Genomic DNA, 24331 nt, shown 5'->3' on the forward strand with positions numbered 1-24331 from the left:
CGCCACAAAACAGCTGACAGCTGAAAGCCGATAGCTCTCAGCCGTCCGCTGTTTCCCAATTACTGCTTCACTACGGCGTGAATGGCCAGCAACTGTTCGAGCAGGGGCTTCAGGTTTTTCAGGTCGAGGGCATTGGCGCCGTCGCTCAGGGCCTGGGCGGGATTGTCGTGCACTTCAAGGAAGAGGCCGTCGATGCCAGCCGCCACGGCCGCCCGTGCCAGCAGCGGAATGAACTCCGGCTGACCGCCGCTGACGCCGCCTGCCGCCGAGGGCTGCTGTACGCTGTGGGTGCCGTCAAAGACCACCGGAGCGGTGCGGCGCATGATGGCCAGCGAACGGAAGTCCACGACCAGATTGTTGTAGCCGAAGCTGGCTCCGCGCTCGGTCAGGAAGATGCGCTCATTGCCGGTGGAGCGAGCTTTTTCAACCGGGTGGGTCATATCCCAGGGGGCAACAAACTGGCCCTTCTTGATGTTGACGGCGCGGCCAGTTTTGGCGGCGGCCACCAGCAGGTCGGTCTGGCGGCAGAGGAAGGCCGGAATCTGCAGAACGTCAACGGCTTCAGCCACGGCGGCGCACTGTTCGGATTCGTGTACATCGGTCAGAATGGGCAGGCCGGTGGCGCGGGCCAAGCCGGAAAGAATGCGCACGCCCTCCTTGAGGCCGGGGCCGCGAAAGCTCTTCACGCTGGTGCGGTTGGCCTTGTCGAAGCTGGCTTTGAAAATGTAGGGAATGCCAAGGTCGCTGGTAACGCGCTGAATGGCGTCGGCCATGGTGCGCACATGGGTTTCGCTTTCAATGACGCAGGGGCCGGCGATCAGGAACAGCTTGCCCTCGCCAACGTGTACGGGTCCGATTTCAAAGGAAGGTCTCACGAGGCGATTGTAGAGCATTCGGTGCTTCGTCGGAGCTGTGGGAATGGCTTCAGAGGCGGGAGAAAAACCAGAATGGTCGCGGCTGCATGGGCCCGAGGATGGGGGGCGACCACTCTGGTTTTGCGACCGGCTAGGGAAGCCGGGAAGCTTGTCAGTTGCCCTGGTTGCGGGCCCACTGCCAGAGCGCGCGCTCCATGGCGTGCAGCGGGGTGGGGCCGGGCAGGTTCGACTGCGGATGGGTTACGCCGTGCTCCACCAGCTTCTGGATAAAGCGGTTGTACTCGGCATAGAAGGTGATGTCGTGGCGGGCGTGGCCCAGTGCTTCCAGCGCCCGGCAGTCCAGCACGGCATAGCGCTCGGGGTAGATGGCGGCCAGAATCGCCGAGGCGATGGCAATGTCGACTCCGCGCAAGCTGGTGAGCGCCTGAACGGCGGTTTCAGTGACCGTCTCCGGGGCCGCAACCGTGGACAAGGCCGCGCGGATGCTCTCGTCGCTGTTGCCGATCAGGTAGGGAACCACCCGTTCTGCCTTCCAGCGTACGATGATTTCAAGATTGGCGAGGGTGAACTCCCCCTGACGGATGGCGCTGCCAGCCTCGTAGGCGGAAGCCTCCAGTTGATGTTCCTTCTCGTCGGCACTTTGCCAGTACTGTTCAGCCAGATTTTGCAGATCGGTCTCCGATGGCTGCAGGTTGAAGTTTGTGAGCATTTGTCCCTCCTGGGTGCAACAACGCTGCGAAAAACGGAGCCCATCTTCGTCCCGATGAAATTGAGTTGTCAAGTGCATAATGTGAGACGATGGAGGCGCGAGTCCGTCGGTGGTACGCGTACCGTACTTGATTTTGCTCGGGGAAGAGTGCCGCATCCGTAGTCTGCCCGAAATGAACCCGCCCTGCTGTCTGAGCAGGTTCACCTTTCGCAGTGCGGCACCGCAAGGCGGGCAAATGCGGTAGGCTGAGGCTGAAGCTGGATCAAGCAAAAAACAGGGTTGCTGTGTCTCGAAGCCGGGAACGGCGTACTGTCGTGCCTTTCTGGGAACGGCCGTATGGTGGTTGTGCTTCAGGACATACCCACGCTGTTTTTGCTTGGGCAGCCAAACTCTTACAAAGGCAGATTCTCCTTGGCTGTTCGACCCCCACAGCCCCCTGATTCCTCCGACTGGCCGCAAGGTATGGGCCGGAGCCACCGTCTTGTTGATCCGCCCGGGCTGGGCCGTGCGGGCCGTCCGCTTGAGCCGTTGAGCCGTGCCCGCCTGAGTGCTCGGCTGGAGGAAGAAGAGGACGAGCCGCCCAGCCGCCGCCGCAAGCTGGTTGGTCGTTCGGCTCTGGCTGCCCTGGTTGTTCTGGCCATCATCACTGGCTCGCTCTCCGGGCTGATGCTGGTCTATTCGGTGGACCTGCCGCAGATCAGCGAACTGGAGCGCTATCGCCCGTCAGCGACCACGGATCTGTATGACCGTAAGGGGCGGCTGGTAGGCTCATTTGCGCTGGAGCGGCGTGAGGTGGTGGGCTACAACGACTTTGCGCCGGTGCTGCGTCGGGCCGTGATCTCCATTGAAGACAAGGACTTTGAGTCCCACTGGGGCATCAATACACTGCGCATTGGCGGTGCTCTCTGGCATGACCTGCGCACCCATGGCCGCGCCCAGGGCGCATCCACGCTGACCATGCAGCTGGCGCGCAATCTGTTTCTTTCCGCCGACCGCACGGCCAGCCGCAAACTGCAGGAAGCCTATCTGGCGATTCAGATTGAGCGCACCTTCACCAAGCAGCAGATTTTTACGCTCTACGGCAATCAGATTTATCTGGGCAGCGGCATGTATGGCTTTGAAGCCGCCAGCCAGTTCTACTTTTCCAAGCACGCCAAGGATCTGACGCTGACCGAGGCAGCGCTGCTGGCCGGTTTGCCCAAGGGGCCATCGGCCTATTCGCCTCTGATCAACCCTGACAAAGCTCTCCGCCGCCGCAATCTGGTCATCAGTGAGATGGAGCAGGACCGCGCCATCAGCCACGAACAGGCTGAGCAGGCGCGGAATACACCGCTGGGGCTGCACATCACCCAGCCGCAGAGTCAGATCATCGCGCCGTGGTTCCAGGAAGAAATCCGCAAGGAGCTGGAAAAGCGCCTGGGCGAAGACACGATGCATGAGGCCGGTTTGCGCGTGGATACCACGCTCGACATGGATCTGCAGAAGGTGGCCAACGCCGCCGTGCTGGATGGCCTGGCGGCCTACGAGCGTCGCCATGGCTGGAAGGGCAAGCTAGAAAACGTGCTGGCGCAGGGCGTGTCGCTGGAGGCATACCGCCATTCTGACTGGGCCATTGATGCGAAGCCGGGCGACTACGTGCATGCGCTGGTGACGCGCGTGACGCCGCAACTGATCGAGGCGCGCATTGGGCCGCCAAATCACGCGGACTACCTGATTGCTATTCTGCCCGACGATTGGAAGTGGACCGGCTGGAGCAAGGCGGACGCGGCGGTGAAGCCCGGCGATGTGATCTATGTGCATCTGACCGCGGCCATGGCAGGTGGTGCTCGGCGCGCCGCGCTCGAACAGGATTCGGGCGTGCAGGGTGCTCTGATGGCCATCGACAACACCAGTGGCGATGTGCTGGCCATGGTGGGTGGTCGTGACTTTGCCGTCTCGCAGTTCAACCGCGCCACCCAGGCCGAGCGCCAGACGGGATCGAGCTTCAAGCCCTACGTGTATACGGCGGCGATGGAAGCTGGGGCCAAGCCTACCGATACGGTTGTGGATGGTCCGGTAAGTTTTGGCAGCTATACGCCGCACAATTACGAGAACGACTACAAGGGCACGATGACGCTGCTCGATGCTTTCGCCGAGTCGCGTAATATTCCGGCTCTCAAGCTGGCGGCCAAGGTGGGCATTGAAAAGGTGATCGAGGTGGCGCATCGCTTTGGTGTGACCTCGAATATCCCTGCCTATTTGCCCACGGCGCTGGGCGCGGTGGAGATTTCGCTTACCGAGCAGGTGGCTTCGTACTCGGTTTTTCCCAACGACGGCCTGCGCGTGACGCCGCACCTGATCCGCAAGGTGACCAACGCCGATGGTGTGCCACTGTTTGAGGACAAACCCGAAGTGCGTGAGGTCATCAGCCAGCCGACGGCGCGTTCGATGATGACGCTGCTGCGGGCAGTGACGCATAGCGGTACCGGTGCGGCGGCAGCGCAACTCAACCACCCGCTGGGCGGCAAGACCGGAACCACCAGCGACTACACCGATGCCTGGTTCATGGGCTTTTCGCCGTCGGTCACCTGCGGCGTCTGGGTAGGTTTTGACAGCCGTGAATCGCTGGGCGAAAAAGAGACCGGCGCCAAGGCTGCGTTACCCATCTGGATGACGTGGATGAAGGCGGCGATTGCTGCCAGCCCTTCCGACGAGCGCTTCCCAGGAGATGGAGATCCTGCGTCGCCAACTACGGCGCAAGGCGCGAATCCGCAGGCTGCGACGCCTCCGGCTGGGCCACAGAAACAGCCCGTGAATCCGGCACGGCAGGCGAAGCCGGGCACGGCGCAAACGGGCCAGAAGCCCGTGGCGCAACCCTCAAAGCCTGCAGCGAAGACGTCGGCAAAGCCAGCTTCCTCTGTCCCCCGAGCTGCGGCAAGTGCGTCTCTGTCGGCCAAGCCTGCAACGGGGGCAGTGGTGAAGCCTGCGCTGCCGCAACAGCCTGTTGCCGCACGCACGCAACCTGCAGTTAAACCAGCATTGGAGCAATAACTTTTGAACCCAGCGTGAAACATTCCACACTGGGAATTTTGCAGTGCAGAAATGAATCAAGGGTTCAGGTTGAATGTTTTGTTCCTGTTGGAGCATATGGGCTCTTGCGATGCGCAGTCTGGTACGGGAGAATGGTAATCATGCGAAATCGCCTGCGGGCTCGCTTCCTGCTGAGCCTGTTTCGGTTGGGGGTTTTCTCCTCAACATGGAATTGGCAGAAAATTATTTCTAAGAATGGAATGTATGTTCTTGGAAGGCGCCTCCAACAAAATAAGAAGGTGAGTGTATATGCCTAAAATCAGTTCCCCCCTTGGTCGCTGGCGAGGAATTCAATCCATCTTTATTGCAGGCATTCTGGCTTCTGCCTTTTTGAATGCCTCTGCGCAAGATACAAATCTTCCCGCCCAGACGTTGTCGGCTACGCCATCGTGTTCTTCGGCAAAAAGCGATACTGCCTATATCCCGGTCGATAGCTGGGTGTACCCCGCCATTCTGCGTCTCTATTCGATGGGCTATCTGCAGACTGTATACATCGGCGAGCGTCCCTGGACCCGTGCCGCTGTGGGAAGCATGCTCGACGAAGCGGCGCGAACAATGGAGGAGGCAAGTGATTACGATGTGCCTTCGCTCGATGAGGCGCAGAAGATCTATCAATCCCTGGTCGAGGAACTGCACTATAGCCCGGCGAACCACTGCCTGTTGAAGGAAGAAAATCTGCACGTCGAATCCGTGTATTCCTCCACCCGGGTTCTGACGGGAACTTCGCTGCGTGATAGCTTCCACCTTGGCTCTACCATGATCAACGACTACGGCAGGCCCTATGCCAATGGCGTAAACAACTATTCGGGCTTTTCTGGCTACGCCACGGCCGGCCGCTTCCTGGTTTATCTGCGCGGAGAATTTCAGGAGACGCCATCGACGGAAGGCTATTCTTCCACGCTGGCGCAAAGGCTTGCTACGTCGGTGGATGGCCTTGCCTACACCAATTCTGCAACCGGGGTGCCGTATTACCAGGCGACTATTCCAGCAGGAGAAATCGCCGGGCACAGAAGCTTCAACCCGCTGGAAGCCTACGTTTCCACGCACCTCTGGAATCACGAGATTTCTTTCGGACGCAAGGATGAATGGCTCAGCCCGGCGCAGGGTGGCGCTTTTGCCTACTCCAACAACGCACAGAATCTGTATGCCTTGCACATCGACCGCCAGAAACCCCTTTATGTCCCGGCTCTTTCGCGTCTGACAGGACCGTTTCGCTATGAGTTTCTGGTAGGTGAAGTGCAGGGCCACACCTACATGGCAGCTACCCCAAACAACTGGGTGAATCCTGGCAAGCCCTGGATTCACGTTGAAAAGGTTTCTTTGAAGCCGACCAGTGATTTTGAGGTGAGTTTTGAGCGCACCGTTATTTGGGGTGGCCAAGGGCATGAAGGCATCAACCTGCATTCCTTTCTCCGCAGCTTTTTCAGTGTAACTGCGCCTCAGCCGCCGCAAAAGAACAGTAATCGCGATCCGGGTTCGCGTTATGGCGCATTTACACTCTCTTATCGCTTGCCCTTTGTTCGGAATTGGTTGACGTTCTATGCCGACGGCGAAGCGCACGACGATGTCTGTTCTTGTGACTCGCCCCGCCGCGCTGCCTGGCGCCCTGGTTTTTACCTGTCTCATCTACCCAAAGCGCAAAAGTTTGATCTGCGTACGGAATTTGTCTGGACCGATCCGCCCATCACGAACAGCCAGAATGGGCAATTCATGTATTGGGAAAACATGGATCGCCAGGGCTATACGAACAAGGGACAAATCTTTGGAGACTGGATCGGACGTGAAGACAAGGGTGGGCAGGCGTGGGTGACCTACCACCTGAGTGGCAATGAGATGATCCAGCTGGCTGCGCGTCATCAGAAGGCAGACAAGGATTTTATCTCCGGCGGAACCACGCTGAATGATTTTGGCGTTCAGGCCGTGAAGCGTATCGGCAAAGACTTTGAAGTGAATGGAACCTTGACGCGGGAGCAGTGGAAGGCCCCAATTTATATGCCCGGGGCGCAGAGCGTCTGGGCAACCACGGTTCAGTTGACCTGGTTCCCCAAAAAATAACTGTTTGAGCGGGAGCAAGTTTGTTGGAATGGGCAGTGATTTCTTTTGTGCTGTCTATGCGCAGGGGGAATCGCTGCCAAGCGGTACATTCTTGTGGGAAGCAGCAGCCATCAAAACAGTCACCAAACGATACTGGCCTCTCCGTTCTGGAGGGGCCAAATTTATTGAAAGGATTTGTTTTGTTGGTGCCGGGAGGGGGGGTCGAACCCCCACGACCTTGTGATCGGCGGATTTTGAGTCCGCTGCGTCTGCCAGTTCCGCCATCCCGGCATGGGGTGGGTACTTGCTTCAAGTATCGCACAGGCAGAGCTTTGCCGCCAGAGCCCCGCTGTCTCTTTAGAGAGGATATTGCACCATAGCTGCTGCACTTTGCTCCATCGCCGCTGCAGATGGAACCAATGTAAGCTTCCTCCTCTTGCAATGCTCTCCACTTTCGCACTCTACTCATGAGAAAATGAAGGTACCGTGAAAACCACTGCCACCTCTGCAGTTGTTCCCGAGCCAGTCTCCATCACCCCGCAATTGCTGGCCCAGCACAGCATTACGGCGGAGGAGTACGAACGCATTCATGCGGCTCTGGGTCGTGTTCCATCGCTCACCGAGCTTGGAATTTACTCCGTTATGTGGTCCGAGCACTGCTCCTACAAGTCTAGCCGCGTGCATCTAAAGCGGTTACCGACTGAAAGCGAGCTGGTTGTCCAAGGTCCCGGAGAAAACGCCGGCATCATCGATGTTGGTGATGGCTGGGCCTGTGCCTTCAAGATCGAGTCGCACAACCACCCCAGCTACATCGAGCCCTTTCAGGGCGCGGCCACGGGCGTGGGCGGCATTCTGCGCGACATCTTTACCATGGGCGCTCGGCCGCTGGCCGTGATGGACTCGCTGCGTTTTGGCCCCATTGACCCCACCGACAAGAGCGAAACGCCCGATCTGATCAACAAAAATCACTCGATTGTTGAGGGTGTGGTCAGCGGCATTGCCGGTTACGGCAACTGTTTTGGCGTGCCCAACCTGGGCGGCGAAACCAAGTTTGAGGCCTGTTACTCGGGCAATCCGCTGGTGAATGCTTTTGCACTAGGTTTGGTGCGTATTGACGAAATTTTCTACGGCAAGGCGACTGGCGCGGGCAACCCCGTCATTTATGTAGGCGCCAAGACCGGACGCGACGGCATTCATGGCGCGACCATGGCCAGCGAAGAGTTCCACGAGGGCTCGGAAGAGAAGCGGCCCAACGTACAGTGCGGCGATCCGTTCATGGAAAAGCTGCTACTGGAAGCCTGCCTGGAAGCCATGCAGACCGGTGCCATCGTCGGCATTCAGGACATGGGCGCGGCCGGACTGACCTGCTCCACCTGTGAGATGGGCGCCCGTGGCGGCGTCGGACTCGACGTGGAACTGGATCTGATTCCGCAGCGTGAGACGGGCATGAGCTCCTACGAAATCATGCTTTCCGAGAGCCAGGAGCGCATGCTGCTGGTGGCCGAAAAGGGCCGTGAAGACGAAGTTCTGAAGGTCTTTACCAAGTGGGGCCTGGACGCGACGATCTGCGGCGTGGTGAAGGACGAACCCCGCCTGCGCATTCGTCACCACGGCACTCTGGTCGCCGACATTCCCAACACTTCGTTGACCGACGATGCGCCGCTTTATCACCGCCCGGTGGGCGAGTGGAAGGCTCCGGTTGAGCCGCTGCCGAGCGAGCGTGTGCAGGACCTGCTGGCCGAGGATCGCAATCTTACCGCCGATCTAAAGGCTCTGCTGGCCAGCCAGAACGTCTGCTCGAAGACCTGGGTTCATCAGCAGTACGACTCCATGGTGCAGACCAATACGGTTATTGGACCTGGCGGCGAAGCTGGCCTGATGCGCATCAAGGGCACTGGACCGAAGGATCAGAACTCCACCGATCCGACGTCCGCCAAGCCCGAGCGTGGTCTGGCAATGGCTCTCGACGGCAATGGCCGTTGGGCGTATCTGGACCCGAAGCTGGGCGCAATGCATGCCGTTTCCGAGTCCGCCCGCAAGGTAGCCATGAGCGGCGCAAAGCCGGTAGCGGCCACCAACTGCCTGAACTTTGGCAACCCTGAAAAGCCCGAGATCATGGCCCAGCTTTCGGCGGCCATCGACGGCATCTGCGAGGCCTGCACGGCTCTGGGCACGCCGATTACCGGTGGCAACGTCTCGCTGTACAACGAGACCAGGGGCGAAGGCATTTATCCGACCCCGGTGCTGGGCATCGTGGGCATTCTGGACGATGTGACCAAGGCTGTGCCCGATCACTTCCAGCAGGCTGGCGACGCCGTTTTGCTGCTGTGGCCGATTCCCTCGGGAGAAGAACCCGATCCGACGCTGAAGGTGCCCTTCCACGGCGCACCGACCGACGCTGCCAGTGAAGTTGCTCCCGGCGTGTTGGGTGCGGAGCCGGCTCTGGTTGCAGAAGATGCGGCTGAGACCGAGCTTTCCGCCGCGGAAGAGCTTGCGGTCTTTGGTTCGTCGGAGTACGCCCGTGCGATTCTGGGCGAGCTTTGGGGTCAGCCTCCGGCGCTCGATCTGGAGGCGGAAGCCGATCTGCACACGCTGCTGCAAGTGCTGGCGGAACGTCAGTTGATCCACTCGGCGCGCGACATTGCCGATGGCGGTATTGCCGTGGCGCTGGCTCAGGCCTGCTTTCCCAAGGCGATTGGCGCAAGCGTTGAGCAGGATCCGTCGTTGCTGGCCCATCCGCTCTTTGGCCTGTTTGCCGAGCCGTCTTCGACCGTTCTGCTTTCCGCAAACCCCAGTCAGCTGAATACCATTACGGATCTGGCCGACGAGTACGGCTACTTTGTGGAGCACATTGGCTCGACCGGCGGCAGCAAGCTGGAAATCGGCGTCTACCGCGAGAAGATGATCTCAGCCGAACTTGAAGAACTGCGCGCTCCCTGGGCTTCGGCTCTGGAAGCCACACTCCATGGCGAGGTACACGCATGATGCAGCGCCTGCTTTTTCAGGGCGTCCCCGGTGTGAAGGATCGTTCCACCGAACTTGTTTCCGAACTTTCTGCTGTTCCCACTTCCGTGCAGCGTGAGGCCGAGGCCGACACGCTGCACGAAGAGTGCGGCGTTGCAGCCATCTATGCGCATCCCGATGCGGCGCGTCAAATCTATCTGGCGTTGTACGCTCTGCAACATCGTGGGCAGGAGTCGGCTGGCATTGCCTCGGCGCACGATGGCAGCCTGGCCAACATCAAGGGCATGGGCCTGGTGAGCGAAATCTTCACGGAAGATGTGCTGGCCAAGCTGCCCGGCTCGATGGCCATTGGCCACACCCGCTACTCGACAACCGGCGACTCGGCTCTGCTGAACGCGCAGCCCATTCGCGTGGATTCCACCAAGGGCCTGATCGCGATTGCCCACAATGGCAATCTGATCAACCTTGGCAACATCCGCACGGCGCTGGAGCGCGAGGGTGCCAACTTCCAGACTACCTCGGACAGCGAGATTATTGTGCAGCTGATCGCACACTCACCGGCCGCCTCGCTGGTGGATGCAATTGCCGGTTCGCTCAAGCAGATCGATGGAGCTTTTTCCATCGTGATGATGACGCGCGACCGCATCTTTGCCGCCCGCGATCCGCACGGCTTCCGTCCGCTCTCGATTGGCCGCATTCCGGCCACTGAGCCGGGCCAGCCCGACACCATCGTTTTTGCCAGCGAGACCTGCGCCTTTGATCTGCTGCACGCCAAGTACATTCGTGACGTGGAGCCGGGCGAGCTGGTGATGGTGACCGAAGACGGACTGACCAGCCGTAAGTATTCCACCGGTGTGGCCCAGTCCAGCTGCGTTTTTGAGCACGTCTACTTTGCCCGCCCCGATAGCCGCATCTTCGGCCGCTGGGTGCAGGAGTCGCGCGATGAGATGGGCCGCCAACTGGCTCGCGAATCGCACGTTCCGGCAGATGTGATCGTACCGGTTCCTGACTCGGGTGTGACCGCTGCTCTCGGCTATGCCGAAGAGGCTGGCGTGCCCTTCCGTCTGGGCCTGATTCGTAATCACTACGTGGGCCGCACCTTTATTGAGCCCGAGCAGCGCGTGCGCGATTTTGGTGTGCGCCTCAAGCTCAATCCGGTGCGCAATCTGTTGGAAGGCAAGCGCGTCATTCTCATCGATGACTCGATCATCCGCGGAACCACGTCAAGGAAGATTGTGCGCATGGTGCGCGGCGCTGGAGCCAAGGAAGTTCACTTGCGCATCAGTTGCCCGCCGACGATCTCGCCCTGCTTTTACGGCATCGATACGCCGGACAAGCACGACCTGATTGCCGCCAACCAGTCGGTTGCCGAAATCTGCCGCTACATCGAGGCCGATTCGCTGGCTTATCTTTCGCACGATGGCCTGCTGAAGGCTGCCTGCGGCGATCAGAAGATCGGCTACTGCACCGCCTGCTTCACCGGCAACTACCCCACCGAGTGGGTAGATGCAGATGCGATTCTGCCCGCCGTTGCAGGGGCATAAACGCCGCATGAAGCCACACAAAACCAAAAGCGCCGCTCCGGGAAATACCCGGGAGCGGCGCTTTCTGTTTTTGCATATGTGCAAAGCGCCAAAATATTTACAAATTTGCTACCAGTTTGTATTCCTGTGCCACCGGCTCAACGAGCTTCATGCGGCCATGACCAGGATTGTTTGCATAGCTGGTCTTCACTAGCCCGGCTTTTTCCAGCAGAAGAACATCGCGGCTCACGGCACGCACTTCACGCTTCAGCGAACGCGCCAGTACGGAAATCTGTTGTGTTTCCTGCTTGATCTGCTTGAGCAGGCGCAGGCGTTCCACGGTCAGTACAGAGAGCATCTCCAGCGGATCTTCGAAGCTGATGGTAATGCCAGTGGGGAGTTTTCCCCCACGATCCATAGCACGCGCATGCGAACGCAGGCGGTCAAAAAATTGCTCCGTTGATTCGCTCTTGATTTCAACCTTGGTCTTTTTCATCTTCAACACTCCAGATCTCATGCAGTTCACGAAGAAAGCGCTCGTAGATGGCTTCGTAGGTTTGTTCTTCAACAGGCTCAACCTTGCCCATGAAGTGCCGGTGATGAAAGCCATGGCTATTGTCAAAGCCAAGAACGCGACCATGATCCACTCGGCAGAGCTTCAGGTTGATATAGGCAAGGTTGTAGGCGGTTACCCGACCATCTTCCCACCAGACTTCTTCCTTGAGCACAGCTCCCTTACGCTTGCCTTTCAATGCATGAACTTCAACGGTATAGTCATCGACCGGCTTCCGCTTCCGATTCACAGGGCAAGTGTAGCACAGGGGGGATCTTTGACGTCCTGTCTGTGCGCAAGAAAAAGCGGCGTGCCCCAAAGAGGAACGCCGCTTTGTTTTTCGCCGCACTGCAGGTGCTATTTTTCAGCTAGTTGCCGCAGCACGTAGAGCAGAATGCCGCCGTGCTCGTAGTACTCGATCTCCTGCGGAGTGTCGATGCGGACGTTGGCCTTGAAGCTCTTCTTCGAGCCGTCGGCGCAGGTGGCAACCACTTCGAGTGCGTGGCCGGAGGCGAACCTTCCCTTGAGCAATTCAGTCAGTCCAAGAAAAGAAAAAGATTCTTCGCCGGTGAGGCCGAGCGATTCGGTGTTCTGGCCCGCCGGGAACTCCAGCGGCAAAATGCCCATGCCGACGAGGTTGGAGCGATGGATGCGCTCAAAGCTTTCGGCAATCACAGCGCGCACGCCCAGCAGCTTCGGTCCCTTGGCGGCCCAATCCCGAGAGCTGCCCGAGCCGTATTCCTTGCCAGCCAGAATGATCAGCGGCACATTGCGTTCGGCGTACTTCACGCTGGCGTCAAAGATGCTCATCTGTTCACCCTCGGGCAGCAGACGTGTGACTCCGCCTTCGGTTCCCGGGGCCAGCTTGTTGCGCAGGCGTACATTGGCGAATGTTCCGCGCACCATCACTTCGTGATTGCCACGGCGCGATCCGTAGCTGTTGAAGTCAGCCTGTGTCACGCCGTTCGCCGCCAGATACTTGCCTGCCGGACCATTGGCTTTGATGGAGCCAGCAGGCGAGATGTGGTCGGTAGTGACTGAGTCGCCCAGCACCGCCAGTACGCGGGCTCCGGCAATGTCGGTGACCGGCGCGGGCGTCTTGGCCATGCCGTGAAAGTAGGGCGCCTTGCGAATGTAGGTGGAATCGGGTTCCCACTGGTAGACGTCGCCGGTGGGGAATTTGAGTCCCTGCCAGTTGGCATCGCCGAGTGAAACCGTGGCGTATTCCTTGCGGAAGCCTTCGCTCGACAGTCCCTTGTCGACCGCAGCGGCCACCTCGGCCTGGGTGGGCCAAAGATCCTTCAGGTAGACGGGCTGACCGGCCTGATCCTTGCCGAGCGGCTCGGTGGCAAAGTCGTGGCCGATCTTGCCAGCCAGCGCGTAAGCCACCACCAGCGGCGGGCTCATCAGGTAATTGGCGCGCACGTCCACGTTCACGCGGCCCTCAAAGTTGCGATTGCCACTGAGTACGCTGCATGCCACCAGACCGTGCTCGTCGATGGACTTTTTTACGTCTTCCGGCAGCGGGCCGGAGTTGCCGATGCAGGTGGTACAGCCGTAGCCGACGACGTTAAAGCGCAGCTTGTCCAGATAGGGCAGTAAACCTGCCTTCTGGTAGTAGTCCGTCACCACGCGCGAGCCGGGTGCCAGCGAGGTTTTCACCCACGGCGGAACGCTCAGACCCTTCTCGACGGCCTTTTTCGCCACGAGTCCGGCGGCCATCATCACCGAGGGGTTGGAGGTGTTGGTGCAGCTGGTAATAGCGGCAATCACCACCGCGCCGTGGTCCAGATACTTGTCCGGCTCTACGCCAAAGCGTTCCTTGACGGTGGTGGTGCGGTGCAGCGGCGAGGCCGAGGTGGCAAAGGTGTCCACCAGCGGCTGCGGGGTCCAGGGCTCGGCCGTGCGGGCACCCAGCGGCTTGGCGGTGGGGGCCAGCAGGTTGGGCAACTGCTCTTTGAAGCTGGGAGGTACATTCTTCACCAGCATGCGATCCTGCGGGCGCTTGGGTCCGGCCACGCTGGGCTCTACCGTCGCCAAGTCGAGTTCCAGCGTATCGCTGTACTCGGCCTCGGGCGTTTCGGCGGTGTGGAACATGCCCTGCGCCTTGTAGTAGGCCTCCACCAGCGCCACCTGCTCTTCGCTGCGACCAGTCAGACGCAGGAAGTGCAGAGTCTCGGCGTCCACCGGGAAGATGCCGCAGGTTGCGCCGTACTCGGGGCCCATGTTGCTGAGGGTGGCGCGGTCGGCCAGCGCCAGCTCGGCCACGCCGGGTCCGTAAAACTCAACGAACTTGCCCACCACGCCCAGCTTGCGCAGAGCCTGCGTCACGGTCAGCACCAGATCGGTGGCGGTAGCGCCCTCCGGCAGCTGGCCCTTCAGCTTGAAGCCGACCACCTGGGGCAGCAGCATGGAAACCGGCTGGCCGAGCATGGCCGCCTCGGCCTCGATGCCGCCCACGCCCCAGCCCAGCACGCCCAGGCCGTTGATCATGGTGGTGTGGGAGTCGGTACCGACGCAGGTGTCGGGGTAGGCCACCTGCTCGCCATTCTGCTCGGCGGTGTAAACCACGCGGGCCAGATACTCCAAGTTCACCTGATGGCAGATGCCCATGCCCGGCGGCACGGCGGAGAAGTTGCGGAAGGACGACTGCCCCCACTTGAGGAAGGCGTAGCGCTCACGGTTGCGCTGGAATTCGAGGAAGGAGTTGGCGTCAAAGGCTCCTGCCGCGCCGTACTCGTCCACCTGCACCGAATGGTCAATGACCAACTCGGCCGGGATGAGCGGATTGACCCGCGCCGGATCGCCGCCGAGGGCCACAATGGCGTCGCGCATTGCTCCCAGATCCACCACCGCCGGAACGCCGGTAAAGTCCTGCATGAGCACGCGGGCAGGCATGTAGGCAATCTCGCGGCTGGGCTTGGCTTTGGCATCCCACTTGGCCAGGAACTCAATGTCGCCGGCCGTCACATTCACGCCGTCTTCGCGGCGGAGCAGATTTTCGAGCAATACTTTCAGGCTGAAGGGCAGACGGCTCAGGTTGAATCCGCGGGCTTCAAGTGAGGGCAGGCGATAGATGGTGTAGGTCTTGTTACCGCTCTGGAGCGTGGAGCGGCTCTGGAAGCTGTTCATCGGTGAAACCTTTCTATCCGCCACAGGGCGGATCGACAGAGTTCTTCCGGCCGGCGTGGGGGCAGGCCAGGAACGGTTCAAGCGCATGTGCAGGTGTGCGGCCGTGAACCGGAGAAACTATTCAACGTGGATAGATTACTCAGCAGACGGGGCGGCGTCCACGGTCTGGTCGACCATGCCGAAAGCGCTTGAGTCGAGCGAAGGCAGAAATGGGAAAACTATGATGCATAAGCTTAGAGGGAATTTTAGAACATTTGTATTGGATGAAGCTCATCTTTTAGTCGCTGGTCCGGCACAAAAGCAGTGGATGCAAATGGTTGCGGGCGGGCACGTGCTGAAGCTGACGGGGCAAAGGGGGGACGCCTGTTTGTTGGTTGTTGTCGTAATGGGCCCATCAGAAGACGATGGGGAAAGGGAAGTGATTAATTCCCAGGAAAATCCGATAAACAATCTACTTGTCGGCTTTAAGGTTAGGTCCGCAACCTTGTTCGTTTTGCGCAGATTGCGGCTTCGAAGGAGCAGGGATGTTTAATAATCTGGGTTTGTCTCAGAAGTTTTTGGGAGCATTCGGCGCAATCTGTCTGCTTTGCATGATTCAGGGAGGCACGACACTGATCGGCCTGCGCCATGCCAACGGTCTGACCAAGGATCTGACGGTGCATTCGCTGCCTGCCGCGCAGGCGGCCAGCGAGATGGGGAGCCAGATGCAGGCGGCGCGGCGCATGGAACTGGCTAGCCTGCTTTGTTCCGATTCTGCTTGTTTGGATGCGTACGACAAACGCCGTGCAACCGCGCTCGACAAGTACGATGCCGCCAAGGCCAAGTTCATGGCGCTCGACATTACGCCCGAGAACAAGGCGGAGTTTCAGTCGGCGGAAGACGCCTTTGCCACCTATCGCAACCAGAGCGATGAGATTATGCGCACCAACGCCACGAACACGAAAAAAGACATCATGGATCTGGGGCGTCAGGAACAGCAACTGCTGGGCAACTTCAATACGGCGTTCAATACCATCGTGAAAATTTCTGACGAGTATGGCACCGAAAGCAATCAGAACAGCACCCGCATCAATTCCGCCAATGACATGCTGTTCTGGATGTCGGCGTGCGTTATCACGCTGGTGATAGCGCTTTGCATCGTGGTGGGCATTACGTTAACCCGCATGATTGTTCCGCCGCTTCTGAATGCAACCGGCGCGCTGGAAAAGCTGGCGCGTAAGGATCTGACCGCACATGTGGATGTGGTGAGCGGGGACGAAGTGGGACGGTTGTGTACGGCCACCAACACCTGTGTGAGCGAGATGCAGGAGGTGATCGAGACGTTGACGCAGGGTGCTCAAACGCTTTCGGCTGCAGCCGAACAAATGAGCCAACACTCCTCGCAATCGCATGCCAACACCGCCGCACAGTCGGACAAGACCAACCAGATTGCCGCTGCGGCACAGCAGATGACGGCCACTATCGGCGAGATCAGTCACAACGCCGAATCGGCCGTGGCTTCCAGTGGAGAGTCGGCGGAGTTGGCCAGCCAGGGCGGGCAGGTGATGAAGGCCACGGCTGTCACCATGGAACGCATTGCTGCTGCGACCGGCACGGTGGCCGGGAAGATGAATGTACTGGCAGAGCGCTCGATTGAGATTGGCAAGGTGGTCAACGTAATTCAGGAGATCAGCGAGCAGACCAACCTGCTGGCCTTGAACGCCGCCATCGAAGCTGCCCGTGCCGGCGAGCACGGTCGCGGATTCGCGGTTGTTGCCGGTGAGGTTCGCCGCTTGGCCGAACGCACCAACAGCGCCACCGGTGAGATTGCCGGAACCATCCATGCCATTCAGGAGGAAACTCGCGGAACGGTGGAAGTGATGTCGAAGAGCCGCGAGGCCGTCGAAGCTGGCATCAGCGAAACCGACAACGCACGCAGCAGCCTGGAGAAGATCATCGAGTCTTCCAAGCAGGTGGAAAGACAGATCTCCATGATTGCCACGGCGGCTACCGAGCAGACTGCGGCATCGCATGAAATCTCCGAGTCGGCGCACGAAATCTCGGGCCTGGCGGAGGAAAACTCCCGCGCTGCTGATGAGGCCTCGCAGGCCAGTCGCAATCTGTCCTCGTTGGCCAACGAACTGGATGGCGTCATTCGCCAGTTCACTCTGGCCTAAAATATTCCCGGGGATGTTCTCGTCAGAGTGCGTCGCTGGCGCGGTAGCAGTCGAGCACGGCGCGCAATGTCACCACGCCCTCTAGTTTGCCTTCGCCCACACGGCTGACCACGGGCACCAGCGGCCATTGATCGGCAAAGTGCAGCGCCGTGGCTAGCGGCTGATCAGGATGCAGCACCGGCATGGGCTCCTCAGGCAGAAGAGCTTCCAGAGTTGATTCTTCCCCAGTCACAACCGTGCGGGCTTTCAGATCACTGGAACGCAGGCAGCACCAGCCTTCGGGCTCCATGTGTACCAGCAGTGCGTGAAAGCCATCCTTGCGCAGTGCGGTCCGTGCCTCATCGAGTGGCGTTGCGGGGGTGAAGATGCGGCCGCGATAGGCGCGCATGGCGTCTTCCACCTGCAGAATGCCAACTTCGCGCTCCTCTTCCATGGAAGGCAGTTCCAGACCGTCCTGGCGGGTGAGCGCGTCAAAGATGGCTACCGGCTGCAGCGTGCGCGCCACCAGATAGGAAACCGTATTGGCCACGATCACCGGCAAAATAATGGCGTAGTTGCCGCTGACCTCCAGGATCATGAAGACCGAGGTCATGGGGGCGCGCAGAAATCCTGCAAACAGCACACCCATGCCCACCAGCGCGTAGGTTCCGGGTGAAACGCTCAGGTGTGGCAGCAGTGCATGCTCGGCCTCGCCCACGGCTGCGCCCAGCATGGCACCTACAAAGAGCGTGGGCGCGAACATGCCGCCCGGCGTACCGCTGATGAACGAGAGCAGTGTGGCCACGATCTTGAGCACGGCCAGCAGCACCAGAAACTGCCAGGTAAAGTGTCCGCGCATGGCAGAATCCATGGCCTGATAGCCAGCGCCCATCACCTGCGGCGCACCCAGCACACCAATCATGCCCACCAGCAAGCCCGCTGCGGCCGGCTGCAGATACTGTGACCAGCGTGGCAGTTGCTGAAAGCGCGGGCGCAGCGCGGTGGCGCTGCCCGCAAAAGCTACCGAGAGCAATCCGCCTGCCAGCCCCAGCACAATGTAGGCGATCAGTTCGGAGGGGCGCTGTACTTCGACTACAGGAATGCGAAAGAGTGGTTCCGCGCCGAGAAAACTGCGTACCACCACCACGCTTGAAACAGCGGCCAGCACCACTGAGCCAAGAATGCCCGCCGTCCAGCGGCCAATCACTTCTTCAATGACGAAGAGGACAGCAGAGATGGGCGCATTGAATGCCGCAGCCAGACCAGCCGCAGCGCCCACTGGGGCAAGCAGTCGCAGACGCTCACGGGAAAAATTCACCCAGCGGCCCAGGAACGACGCGATGCAAGCACCGATCTGCAGCGAAGGATCTTCTGGGCCAAGCGAAAAGCCGCTGCCGATTGCCATGGAAGCCAGCAGAAACTTGCCTACGGCGGTCTTCAGCGGAATGTAGCCGTTGAAGATGTAGAGCGCGCCCTTGGTCTGGTTTACGCCACTGCCGCGTGCCGCAGGAAAGAAGCGCAGTGCAAGAAAGGCAATGATCAGGCCGGCCAGCGCAGGCATCGCGAGCATGCGCCAAACGGGCGGTGTGGCGGCGGTGCCTAGAAACCACAGACGAAAGAGCGCCATGGCGTAGTGAAAGCAGACAATCGCCAGTCCCGAGAAGATGCCGATAAAAACTGAGAGCAGCAGGAAAAAACGGTCTTCGCGAAACAACATCTCCAGCACCGTCTGCAGCCGCGAGGTTCTTTCTTCCATCTCAGTTTTCCTCTCCGGCGTTTTTACTTGCCAGTGCGGCCTGGGCGCGTTCCACGCCAAGGTGTGCCGCATCGTTGTGGCGATTCTGGTGCAGCAGTTGACGATAAAGCGCCAGCGCATGGCCCGGATCTCCGGCCAGCATCAGCAGATCAGCAACCTGCAGACGCAGCGCCGTATTGTCTCCGGCATTGGCGTCCAAAGACATCAGTTCGGCCTGCGCTTGTGGTTTTCTCTGCCGGCTCAAAAGATAGCCCACCAGCTCCAGCCGCGCCTGCTGGCGCACGGAAGCCAGTGAGTCCGGCCACGTGGCGTAGATTGCGCTGTGATAGTACTGCTCGGCGGCATCGGTGTTGTTCTGGTGTACGGCAATACGCGCCAGTTCCAGATTTACCTGCCCGTTTTCCGGCTCATGCTCGCGCAGGCGCTGCAGGGAGTTGCGCGCCTCTTCGATTTTTCCCATGCCCAGCAGCGCTTCGGCCAGGCCCAGCGAATCGTTTGCGTTCTCGCGTTCATAAAGCAGAGCGGTCTGGAAGTCTTCCAAGGCTGCAGCGGAATGCCCGGCATGCAGTTCGTACTGTCCGCGCGCGGCGGCCTGCGCTTCCAGCCGTGCATCCTGACGCTCAACCAGATGCGTTAGCCCCAGCACGCACGCCCACCCTACAGCAGCGCCAATGACCAGCAGCACGGCCGTCACGGAGCGTTTGTTCAGCTCAGCAAGCGTTGGCCCAATTGAATCTTCTTTTTCCATGGCATGAGGGCGGAAGGCAGAGTAGATCCTTGGTTTCCGCTCTTTCCAGTGTAGCGTCACCTTCGTTGCAAAATACCGTATTTCAACGAAGTGCATGCAAAAGCCCGCCGCTTCTGCGACGGGCTTTCTGGTGAGGACTACTTCGGAACTGAGCTACTTTGTTGCCGGGTCTCGCATGGCCTCGATCTTCTCTGTCAAATTCCGGGCCAGAATCTGCTGTTCATCTTCGGTCAGCTTGATTCCCTGGCGGGTCAGATAAAAGACGTCAATGGCGGTCTCGCCTTCGGTGTCGATCAGTGCTACCTTGATGGAGCAATCATGCGCATTGAAGTTGAGCGCAATCTCGCGCAGCAGGCCGGGTAGATCCTGCGCCACCACCTGCATCAGCGTCGAGTGCGACGACGATGCATTATCGAACTTGATCTTGGTGGGAACTTCCACCTTGAAGTTCGACGGATGGTTCATGTGACGGCGGGAGGCCAGCAGCGTCTGCACATCCACCTTCTGTGCCACCACGTCGTGCATGTTTTCGAGGAAGCGCTCACGCTCGCTCGGGTTCAGCTCCAGGGTGCGGAAGCTGTCAGTGAACTGGAAGCTGTCCACGATCACGCCCTGGTCGTTTGAGAATGCTCCGGCGCGCACAATGTTCATGCCCCAGGAAGCCAGCGCTCCAGCCACGTCGGCAAAAAGCCGGGAGCGGTCGCGCGTAATCACGGTCAGGTCGAGCAACTGGCGGTTGGGCCGCAGGTCCAGCTGTACCGCGTCTTCGTCCAGGCTGAGCGCCATCTGGAAGTGATTGCGGATCTGCTCGGGCAGGCGCGTCTGCAGGTAGCGTTGCGGCAGACCTTCCAGAAACTGGCCCAGCGCATCGTACTGGCTGGCCGGCACCATCGAACGCAGACGGTTGAGCAGCGTGGGATCGATGGCGGCGCGATAGCGCACCTCGTCCACAGAGCTATCCATGAAGTTCGAGGTAGCCATGTAGAACTGCCACAGATTCTCGGCTTTCCACGGCGTCAGTGCTTCAGGATTGACGGCCTTGATGTCAGCGAAGGTCATCAGCGTGAGCATCTTCAGAATCTGCGGGCTGGCGATCTTCTCGGCAAAGTTGCGCACGTTCTCCATGTCGAAGATGTCGCGGCGCATGGCGGCTGACATGTCCAGATGGAGGCGGATCAGGCTGAGCACCGCTTCGCGTTCCTCGGTGTCAAAGTCCAGACGGGCCAGAAAGCTGTCGGCCAGCTCCACCGACTGTGTGGCGTGTTCGCCTGCGCGACGGGCCTTGCCGGTATCGTGCAACAAGAGCGAGAGCAGAAAGAGGTCCAGACGATCGACTTCGGGCAGCAGTTGTGCCAGGCGCTGCTCGAACTCATGCTCCGGCTGGCGCAGGTTGTGCACGTTGTCGATGGTCAGGAAGGTGTGCTCGTCCACCGTGTAGCGGTGATAGCTGTCGCGGATCACCAGTGCATCAATGCCGTGGAACTCGGGGATGAGCATCTCCAGCACGCCGAGGGCGTGCATGGTGCGCAGGGCGTGGGCCGCATGGGGTCCCATCAGCACCTCGCGCAAGGCGTTCCACAGGTACGGACCCTCGGGAATGTGAATGGCCAGCACCGGCAGAGCGTCGGTGATGCGGTCTTCAGCTGCCTGCGAAAGGGTGTAGCCGTGGGTGGCCATCAGCGAGAAAACCCGCAGAATGGCAGCCGTATCGTTGAACTGTGCTCCGGGCTGAATGTCGATGCGGCCCTGGTCGAGCATGAAGTCGGTGCCGGCAATCGGCGTACGACGACGGCGGAACTGGCGATAAAAACTGACCGGTGCGGGCAGGTGCTCCATCAGCAAGGCGGCGCGGCGATAGACCACGCGGGCATGCCGGTAATAGGTGCGCATCCAGTAGGCCGGATCGGCCGTGCCGCGCGTTTCCAGGCCGATGCTGAGCGCTGCGGCCTCATCCTGCGACTGCCAATCCAGCGCATTGTCATCGCGGCCATGGCGGAAGTGCAGGAAACATCGGGCGGCAGCCAGAAAGTCGAAGGCCGCCTCGGCGTCGCCGCGGGCACTCTGGAAGACGCCGCCACGCTGGCGGGGCCACTCCCGGTTCTCCTTCAGATGGAAGAGCACCGCAAACCAGACCGAAAGCGCGTAATCGCGCAGTCCGCCCGGGCAATCCTTCAGATTCGGTTCCAGATGGAAGATGGTGTTGCTGAACTTACCGTGGCGGGCGCGGGCAATCTCGCCCAGCTTCTGGGTGATGGTGTTCCACTCGCTCAATACCATGCCGGGCAGCACCTGCTGGTGCAACTGCTGGTAGAGCGGGAAGCTTCCAGCCAGAAAACGCCGGTCGAGCGTGGCCAGGGTGAACTCAAGATTGTCGGGGTCGAAGCGGCCGGCTTCTTTTACTGTTCGGGCTGCCGGACTGGCGCGTAGACCAATGTCCCACATGCCCTGAATCATGCCCCGCACCGCTTCCCGGGTTTGCTCTTCCGTCTTGTCGTCGGCAAAGGCGAAGAGCACATCAATATCGGAAAAGGGGAAGAGGTCCTTGCGTCCGTAACCGCCCAGGGCCAGCAGGGCCGCGTTGGGTACGGGACGGTCAGCAAAGGTCCGACGCCACATTTCAATCAGAATCCGGTCCACAACCGCAGACCGTCTCCGGATGGCGGCTGTGCCATCACCGGTGCGTTCAAAGGTCTGGCGGACCAAAGCCATCTCTTTGAGATACTGCTCCCGAAGATCGTCTACTGCGATAACGACTGGATCCATAATTGATTTTTGGCTGTGAGATGCCGAAGCAAAACAGGTATTAGGGAAAGCATAAGCGAACTGGGCGCGGAAGTGAAATCCAGGGTGCAAAGGATGGCGGAAAATTGCACCTGAAACCCGAAAAGCTGTGCGAAAAAAGAACAAAACTGCCCATCAAGGCGGAATCTGTCTCTCTATTTGGTCAATCTCTCTACAAAAACCTTGCCGTACGCCTGCAATTTTTCTGCATTTCATTGTTTTTGAAGTTTTTTTAGGAAGATTTCGGATCGAACCCTCCGGCCTGAATATCCAAAGTAAACCAGCACCGGACGAGCATTCCGCCGGCTCTGCAACATCCACCAAGGAGCGCCGATGGCCTATTTCCTCTTCAAAACCGAGCCCGACGTCTACAGCTTCGATGATTTTCAGCGTGACCAGGAGACGGTCTGGGATGGTGTCCACAACCCGCAGGCCGTGAAGTATCTGCGCGAGATGCGGCCGGGAACGGAGTGGATTTTTTACCACACCGGCGACCAGCGCACCGCCGTGGGCAGCGGCAAGGTACTCAGCGTGGACCCTGCCGACCCCAAGGTTCCCATCGTCCGCGTCAAAGCGGGCAAAGCGCTCAAAACTCCGAAGACTCTGGCCGCCATCAAGTCCGAGCCGATCTTTGCCGATTCTCCGCTGGTCATCATCGGCCGTCTGGGCGTGGTGCCGCTGAGTGAAGCGCAGTGGAAGTGGTTCCTCGGATGAGTTGCACAACTCATGAGGCACTTCAGCGACGAAATCCATCCATTTGCAGGAGCGGCGGCAGCGGGCACAGGGAGGGAACGGCATTGTTTATGAACAGATTGCAGCTAGCAAGCTGGCACAGGCGGTGAGCCGCAAGGCGGGAGCAGCATTGACCCTCCCCCGAAATTCCTCTAAACTAAAAGACTGCGAGGGATGCGGCTCGAGTTGCATTCCGACTCCGCATCATTTCCCCCTGAAAACAGGGCAGATTAAGGAATAATCATGGCAAACCATGTATCGTCGCTCAAGCGCGCTCGTCAGACCGTGACCCGTACCGATGTGAACCGCGCCAATCGCAGCCGCGTGCGCACCAGCCTGCGTGCCTTCCGCGAAGCATTGGCCAAGGGTGATGTGGCTACCGCCCAGACCCAGTATCGTGAGACATCTTCGGCGCTCGACAAGAGCGTGCAGAAGGGCATCCTTCACGCCAACACCGCTTCCCGCTACAAGAGCCGTCTGAATGCCCGCCTGAAGGCGCTGGCCACGGCCAAGTAACTCTTTTTTAAGCCGCGCGGAAAAAGCAGCGCTGAGGAAACAGAAGTTTTCTCTGGGAGAGTGCACCACTTCTTGTGCATTTGTCTGCGCCGGCATCAAGAGTTCCCCGCAGCGGAGTTCGCAAATCCAACCTAAAGCACGCATTCTACCGGACCCATGATTCCGGGAATGCGTGCTTTTCCTTTTTGCGATAGTTTTTGCGGAATCAGTCGGGTAGTTCGAGCAGCGTCCAGTGGCCGTTGACAAAGAAGTGGTAGCGGGTGCGGCGCTCCAGAACGGAGTCGGCCAGAGCGTCATGATCCAGGCGGGTTGGGCGGGGCTGCAGGCCGGTCTGTGCCTCGTGTACCTGTTCGGGCGTGGCCGGATCAATGCCCCAGTTGAAGCCGAGGGTGCTGCCCGGATCGTGGGGCTGCAGGCGGTCGGTTTCCGGCGCGTTCGCCAGCACAGTCGGAACCGGGCTGTCTCCGAAAAAGACCAGCAGGGAGACAGTGCCGTTGACCGAGCAGAGAACCGCCCAGTCGACCGAATCGGGCTGGCGCAGGCTGGCGCTGACCACGTTTTCGGGCTGGTGGGCTTCGTAGGTTTGCGGAATCTGGCAGCCGCGGTGCTCCAGCTCGGAACGGACGGCGGCTGGAAGCTCGGGAAATGCATTTACCGGCAGATGGCGAATCACGTAGGCCGTGGCGTGGCCTTCATAGAGAACCTGCCCCGTGCGCAGGAACGGATCCTGTGCGCAGAGCTGCGCCACGCTGGCCAGCATGGTCCAAAAAATAAGTTTTATTCTGCACGGTGAGTGTTTCATGG

The 24331-nt window shown here is 59.8% G+C and carries 16 protein-coding genes and 1 tRNA gene; 7 read left to right on the top strand and 10 right to left on the bottom strand.

Annotated elements, in window-relative coordinates; translation table 11 throughout:
* Positions 1–59 precede the first annotated feature (59 nt).
* The gene (gene kdsA / locus ACOBR2_RS00700; RefSeq protein ID WP_420238162.1) at positions 60–893 is read right to left on the bottom strand and encodes a 3-deoxy-8-phosphooctulonate synthase; all 834 of its coding nucleotides are present in this window, start codon (positions 891–893) and stop codon (positions 60–62) included.
* 133 nt (positions 894–1026) lie between these two features.
* The gene (locus ACOBR2_RS00705) at positions 1027–1584 is read right to left on the bottom strand and encodes a hypothetical protein (protein ID WP_420238163.1); all 558 of its coding nucleotides are present in this window, start codon (positions 1582–1584) and stop codon (positions 1027–1029) included.
* A gap of 411 nt (positions 1585–1995) precedes the next feature.
* Here ACOBR2_RS00705 and ACOBR2_RS00710 point away from each other — a divergent pair, with 411 nt between their 5' ends.
* Both ACOBR2_RS00710 and ACOBR2_RS00715 read left to right on the top strand, forming a co-directional pair.
* Complete coding sequence (locus tag ACOBR2_RS00710; RefSeq protein ID WP_420238164.1) at positions 1996–4614, top strand: PBP1A family penicillin-binding protein; 2619 nt, start codon at positions 1996–1998, stop codon at positions 4612–4614.
* A 288-nt stretch (positions 4615–4902) separates the two neighbouring features.
* Positions 4903–6708 carry a capsule assembly Wzi family protein gene (locus ACOBR2_RS00715; protein ID WP_420238165.1) on the top strand — a complete coding sequence of 602 codons (1806 nt, stop codon included), beginning with the start codon at positions 4903–4905 and terminating at the stop codon, positions 6706–6708.
* Positions 6709–6891: 183 nt separating this feature from the next.
* Here the strand turns inward: ACOBR2_RS00715 and ACOBR2_RS00720 are convergent.
* Positions 6892–6978: transfer RNA gene (locus tag ACOBR2_RS00720), tRNA-Leu, on the bottom strand.
* 195 nt (positions 6979–7173) lie between these two features.
* Between ACOBR2_RS00720 and purL the strand changes: the two genes are divergently transcribed.
* Positions 7174–9672 (top strand): phosphoribosylformylglycinamidine synthase subunit PurL, encoded by a 2499-nt coding sequence (gene purL, locus ACOBR2_RS00725; protein ID WP_420238166.1) that lies wholly within the window; start codon positions 7174–7176, stop codon positions 9670–9672.
* Positions 9672–11195, top strand: coding sequence for an amidophosphoribosyltransferase (gene purF, locus ACOBR2_RS00730; RefSeq protein ID WP_420240049.1), 1524 nt, complete (start codon positions 9672–9674; stop codon positions 11193–11195). Before purL ends, purF begins: the two co-directional genes overlap by 1 nt.
* A 97-nt stretch (positions 11196–11292) precedes the next feature.
* Here purF and ACOBR2_RS00735 read toward each other — a convergent pair whose 3' ends face one another.
* From ACOBR2_RS00735 to acnA, 3 genes are all read right to left on the bottom strand, one after another.
* Complete coding sequence (locus ACOBR2_RS00735) at positions 11293–11670, bottom strand: hypothetical protein (RefSeq protein ID WP_420238167.1); 378 nt, start codon at positions 11668–11670, stop codon at positions 11293–11295.
* The gene (locus tag ACOBR2_RS00740; protein ID WP_420238168.1) at positions 11651–11977 is read right to left on the bottom strand and encodes a hypothetical protein; all 327 of its coding nucleotides are present in this window, start codon (positions 11975–11977) and stop codon (positions 11651–11653) included. The genes ACOBR2_RS00735 and ACOBR2_RS00740 overlap by 20 nt, the downstream gene beginning before the upstream one ends.
* 107 nt (positions 11978–12084) lie before the next feature.
* Entirely contained in the window at positions 12085–14859 is a 2775-nt protein-coding gene (gene acnA / locus ACOBR2_RS00745; RefSeq protein WP_420238169.1) for an aconitate hydratase AcnA, read from the bottom strand.
* 524 nt (positions 14860–15383) lie between these two features.
* Between acnA and ACOBR2_RS00750 the strand changes: the two genes are divergently transcribed.
* Positions 15384–17015 carry a methyl-accepting chemotaxis protein gene (locus ACOBR2_RS00750; protein ID WP_420238170.1) on the top strand — a complete coding sequence of 544 codons (1632 nt, stop codon included), beginning with the start codon at positions 15384–15386 and terminating at the stop codon, positions 17013–17015.
* 22 nt (positions 17016–17037) lie between these two features.
* Here ACOBR2_RS00750 and ACOBR2_RS00755 read toward each other — a convergent pair whose 3' ends face one another.
* The 3 genes from ACOBR2_RS00755 to ACOBR2_RS00765 all read right to left on the bottom strand — a co-directional run bounded on the left by ACOBR2_RS00755 (position 17038) and on the right by ACOBR2_RS00765 (position 22261).
* Positions 17038–18750 carry a chloride channel protein gene (locus ACOBR2_RS00755; protein ID WP_420238171.1) on the bottom strand — a complete coding sequence of 571 codons (1713 nt, stop codon included), beginning with the start codon at positions 18748–18750 and terminating at the stop codon, positions 17038–17040.
* 1 nt (position 18751) lies between these two features.
* The gene (locus ACOBR2_RS00760; RefSeq protein ID WP_420238172.1) at positions 18752–19498 is read right to left on the bottom strand and encodes a tetratricopeptide repeat protein; all 747 of its coding nucleotides are present in this window, start codon (positions 19496–19498) and stop codon (positions 18752–18754) included.
* A gap of 153 nt (positions 19499–19651) precedes the next feature.
* Positions 19652–22261, bottom strand: a complete 2610-nt coding sequence (locus tag ACOBR2_RS00765; RefSeq protein WP_420238173.1) for an HD domain-containing protein — start codon at positions 22259–22261, stop codon at positions 19652–19654.
* A 351-nt stretch (positions 22262–22612) separates the two neighbouring features.
* On the opposite strand from ACOBR2_RS00765, the gene ACOBR2_RS00770 reads away from it, so the two are divergent.
* Positions 22613–22993, top strand: a complete 381-nt coding sequence (locus ACOBR2_RS00770; RefSeq protein ID WP_420238174.1) for an EVE domain-containing protein — start codon at positions 22613–22615, stop codon at positions 22991–22993.
* A 261-nt stretch (positions 22994–23254) separates the two neighbouring features.
* Positions 23255–23527, top strand: a complete 273-nt coding sequence (rpsT, locus tag ACOBR2_RS00775; RefSeq protein ID WP_420238175.1) for a 30S ribosomal protein S20 — start codon at positions 23255–23257, stop codon at positions 23525–23527.
* 205 nt (positions 23528–23732) lie between these two features.
* Here rpsT and ACOBR2_RS00780 read toward each other — a convergent pair whose 3' ends face one another.
* On the bottom strand, positions 23733–24329 hold the full coding sequence (locus ACOBR2_RS00780) for a hypothetical protein (RefSeq protein WP_420238176.1): 597 nt from the start codon (positions 24327–24329) through the stop codon (positions 23733–23735).
* Positions 24330–24331: the final 2 nt, after the last annotated feature.

It is taken from the genome of Telmatobacter bradus, assembly GCF_048629425.1.
Lineage (GTDB): Bacteria > Acidobacteriota > Terriglobia > Terriglobales > Acidobacteriaceae > Telmatobacter > Telmatobacter bradus.

Bases quoted from the DNA above. Each gene is read 5' to 3' on its own strand.
- kdsA (WP_420238162.1), bottom strand. From the start codon at position 893: ATGCTCTACAATCGCCTCGTGAGACCTTCCTTTGAAATCGGACCCGTA.
- ACOBR2_RS00705 (WP_420238163.1), bottom strand. From the start codon at position 1,584: ATGCTCACAAACTTCAACCTGCAGCCATCGGAGACCGATCTGCAAAAT.
- ACOBR2_RS00715 (WP_420238165.1), top strand. From the start codon at position 4,903: ATGCCTAAAATCAGTTCCCCCCTTGGTCGCTGGCGAGGAATTCAATCC.
- purF (WP_420240049.1), top strand. From the start codon at position 9,672: ATGCAGCGCCTGCTTTTTCAGGGCGTCCCCGGTGTGAAGGATCGTTCC.
- ACOBR2_RS00735 (WP_420238167.1), bottom strand. From the start codon at position 11,670: ATGAAAAAGACCAAGGTTGAAATCAAGAGCGAATCAACGGAGCAATTT.
- acnA (WP_420238169.1), bottom strand. From the start codon at position 14,859: ATGAACAGCTTCCAGAGCCGCTCCACGCTCCAGAGCGGTAACAAGACC.
- ACOBR2_RS00750 (WP_420238170.1), top strand. From the start codon at position 15,384: ATGTTTAATAATCTGGGTTTGTCTCAGAAGTTTTTGGGAGCATTCGGC.
- ACOBR2_RS00755 (WP_420238171.1), bottom strand. From the start codon at position 18,750: ATGGAAGAAAGAACCTCGCGGCTGCAGACGGTGCTGGAGATGTTGTTT.
- ACOBR2_RS00760 (WP_420238172.1), bottom strand. From the start codon at position 19,498: ATGGAAAAAGAAGATTCAATTGGGCCAACGCTTGCTGAGCTGAACAAA.
- ACOBR2_RS00765 (WP_420238173.1), bottom strand. From the start codon at position 22,261: ATGGATCCAGTCGTTATCGCAGTAGACGATCTTCGGGAGCAGTATCTC.
- ACOBR2_RS00770 (WP_420238174.1), top strand. From the start codon at position 22,613: ATGGCCTATTTCCTCTTCAAAACCGAGCCCGACGTCTACAGCTTCGAT.
- rpsT (WP_420238175.1), top strand. From the start codon at position 23,255: ATGGCAAACCATGTATCGTCGCTCAAGCGCGCTCGTCAGACCGTGACC.
- ACOBR2_RS00780 (WP_420238176.1), bottom strand. From the start codon at position 24,329: ATGAAACACTCACCGTGCAGAATAAAACTTATTTTTTGGACCATGCTG.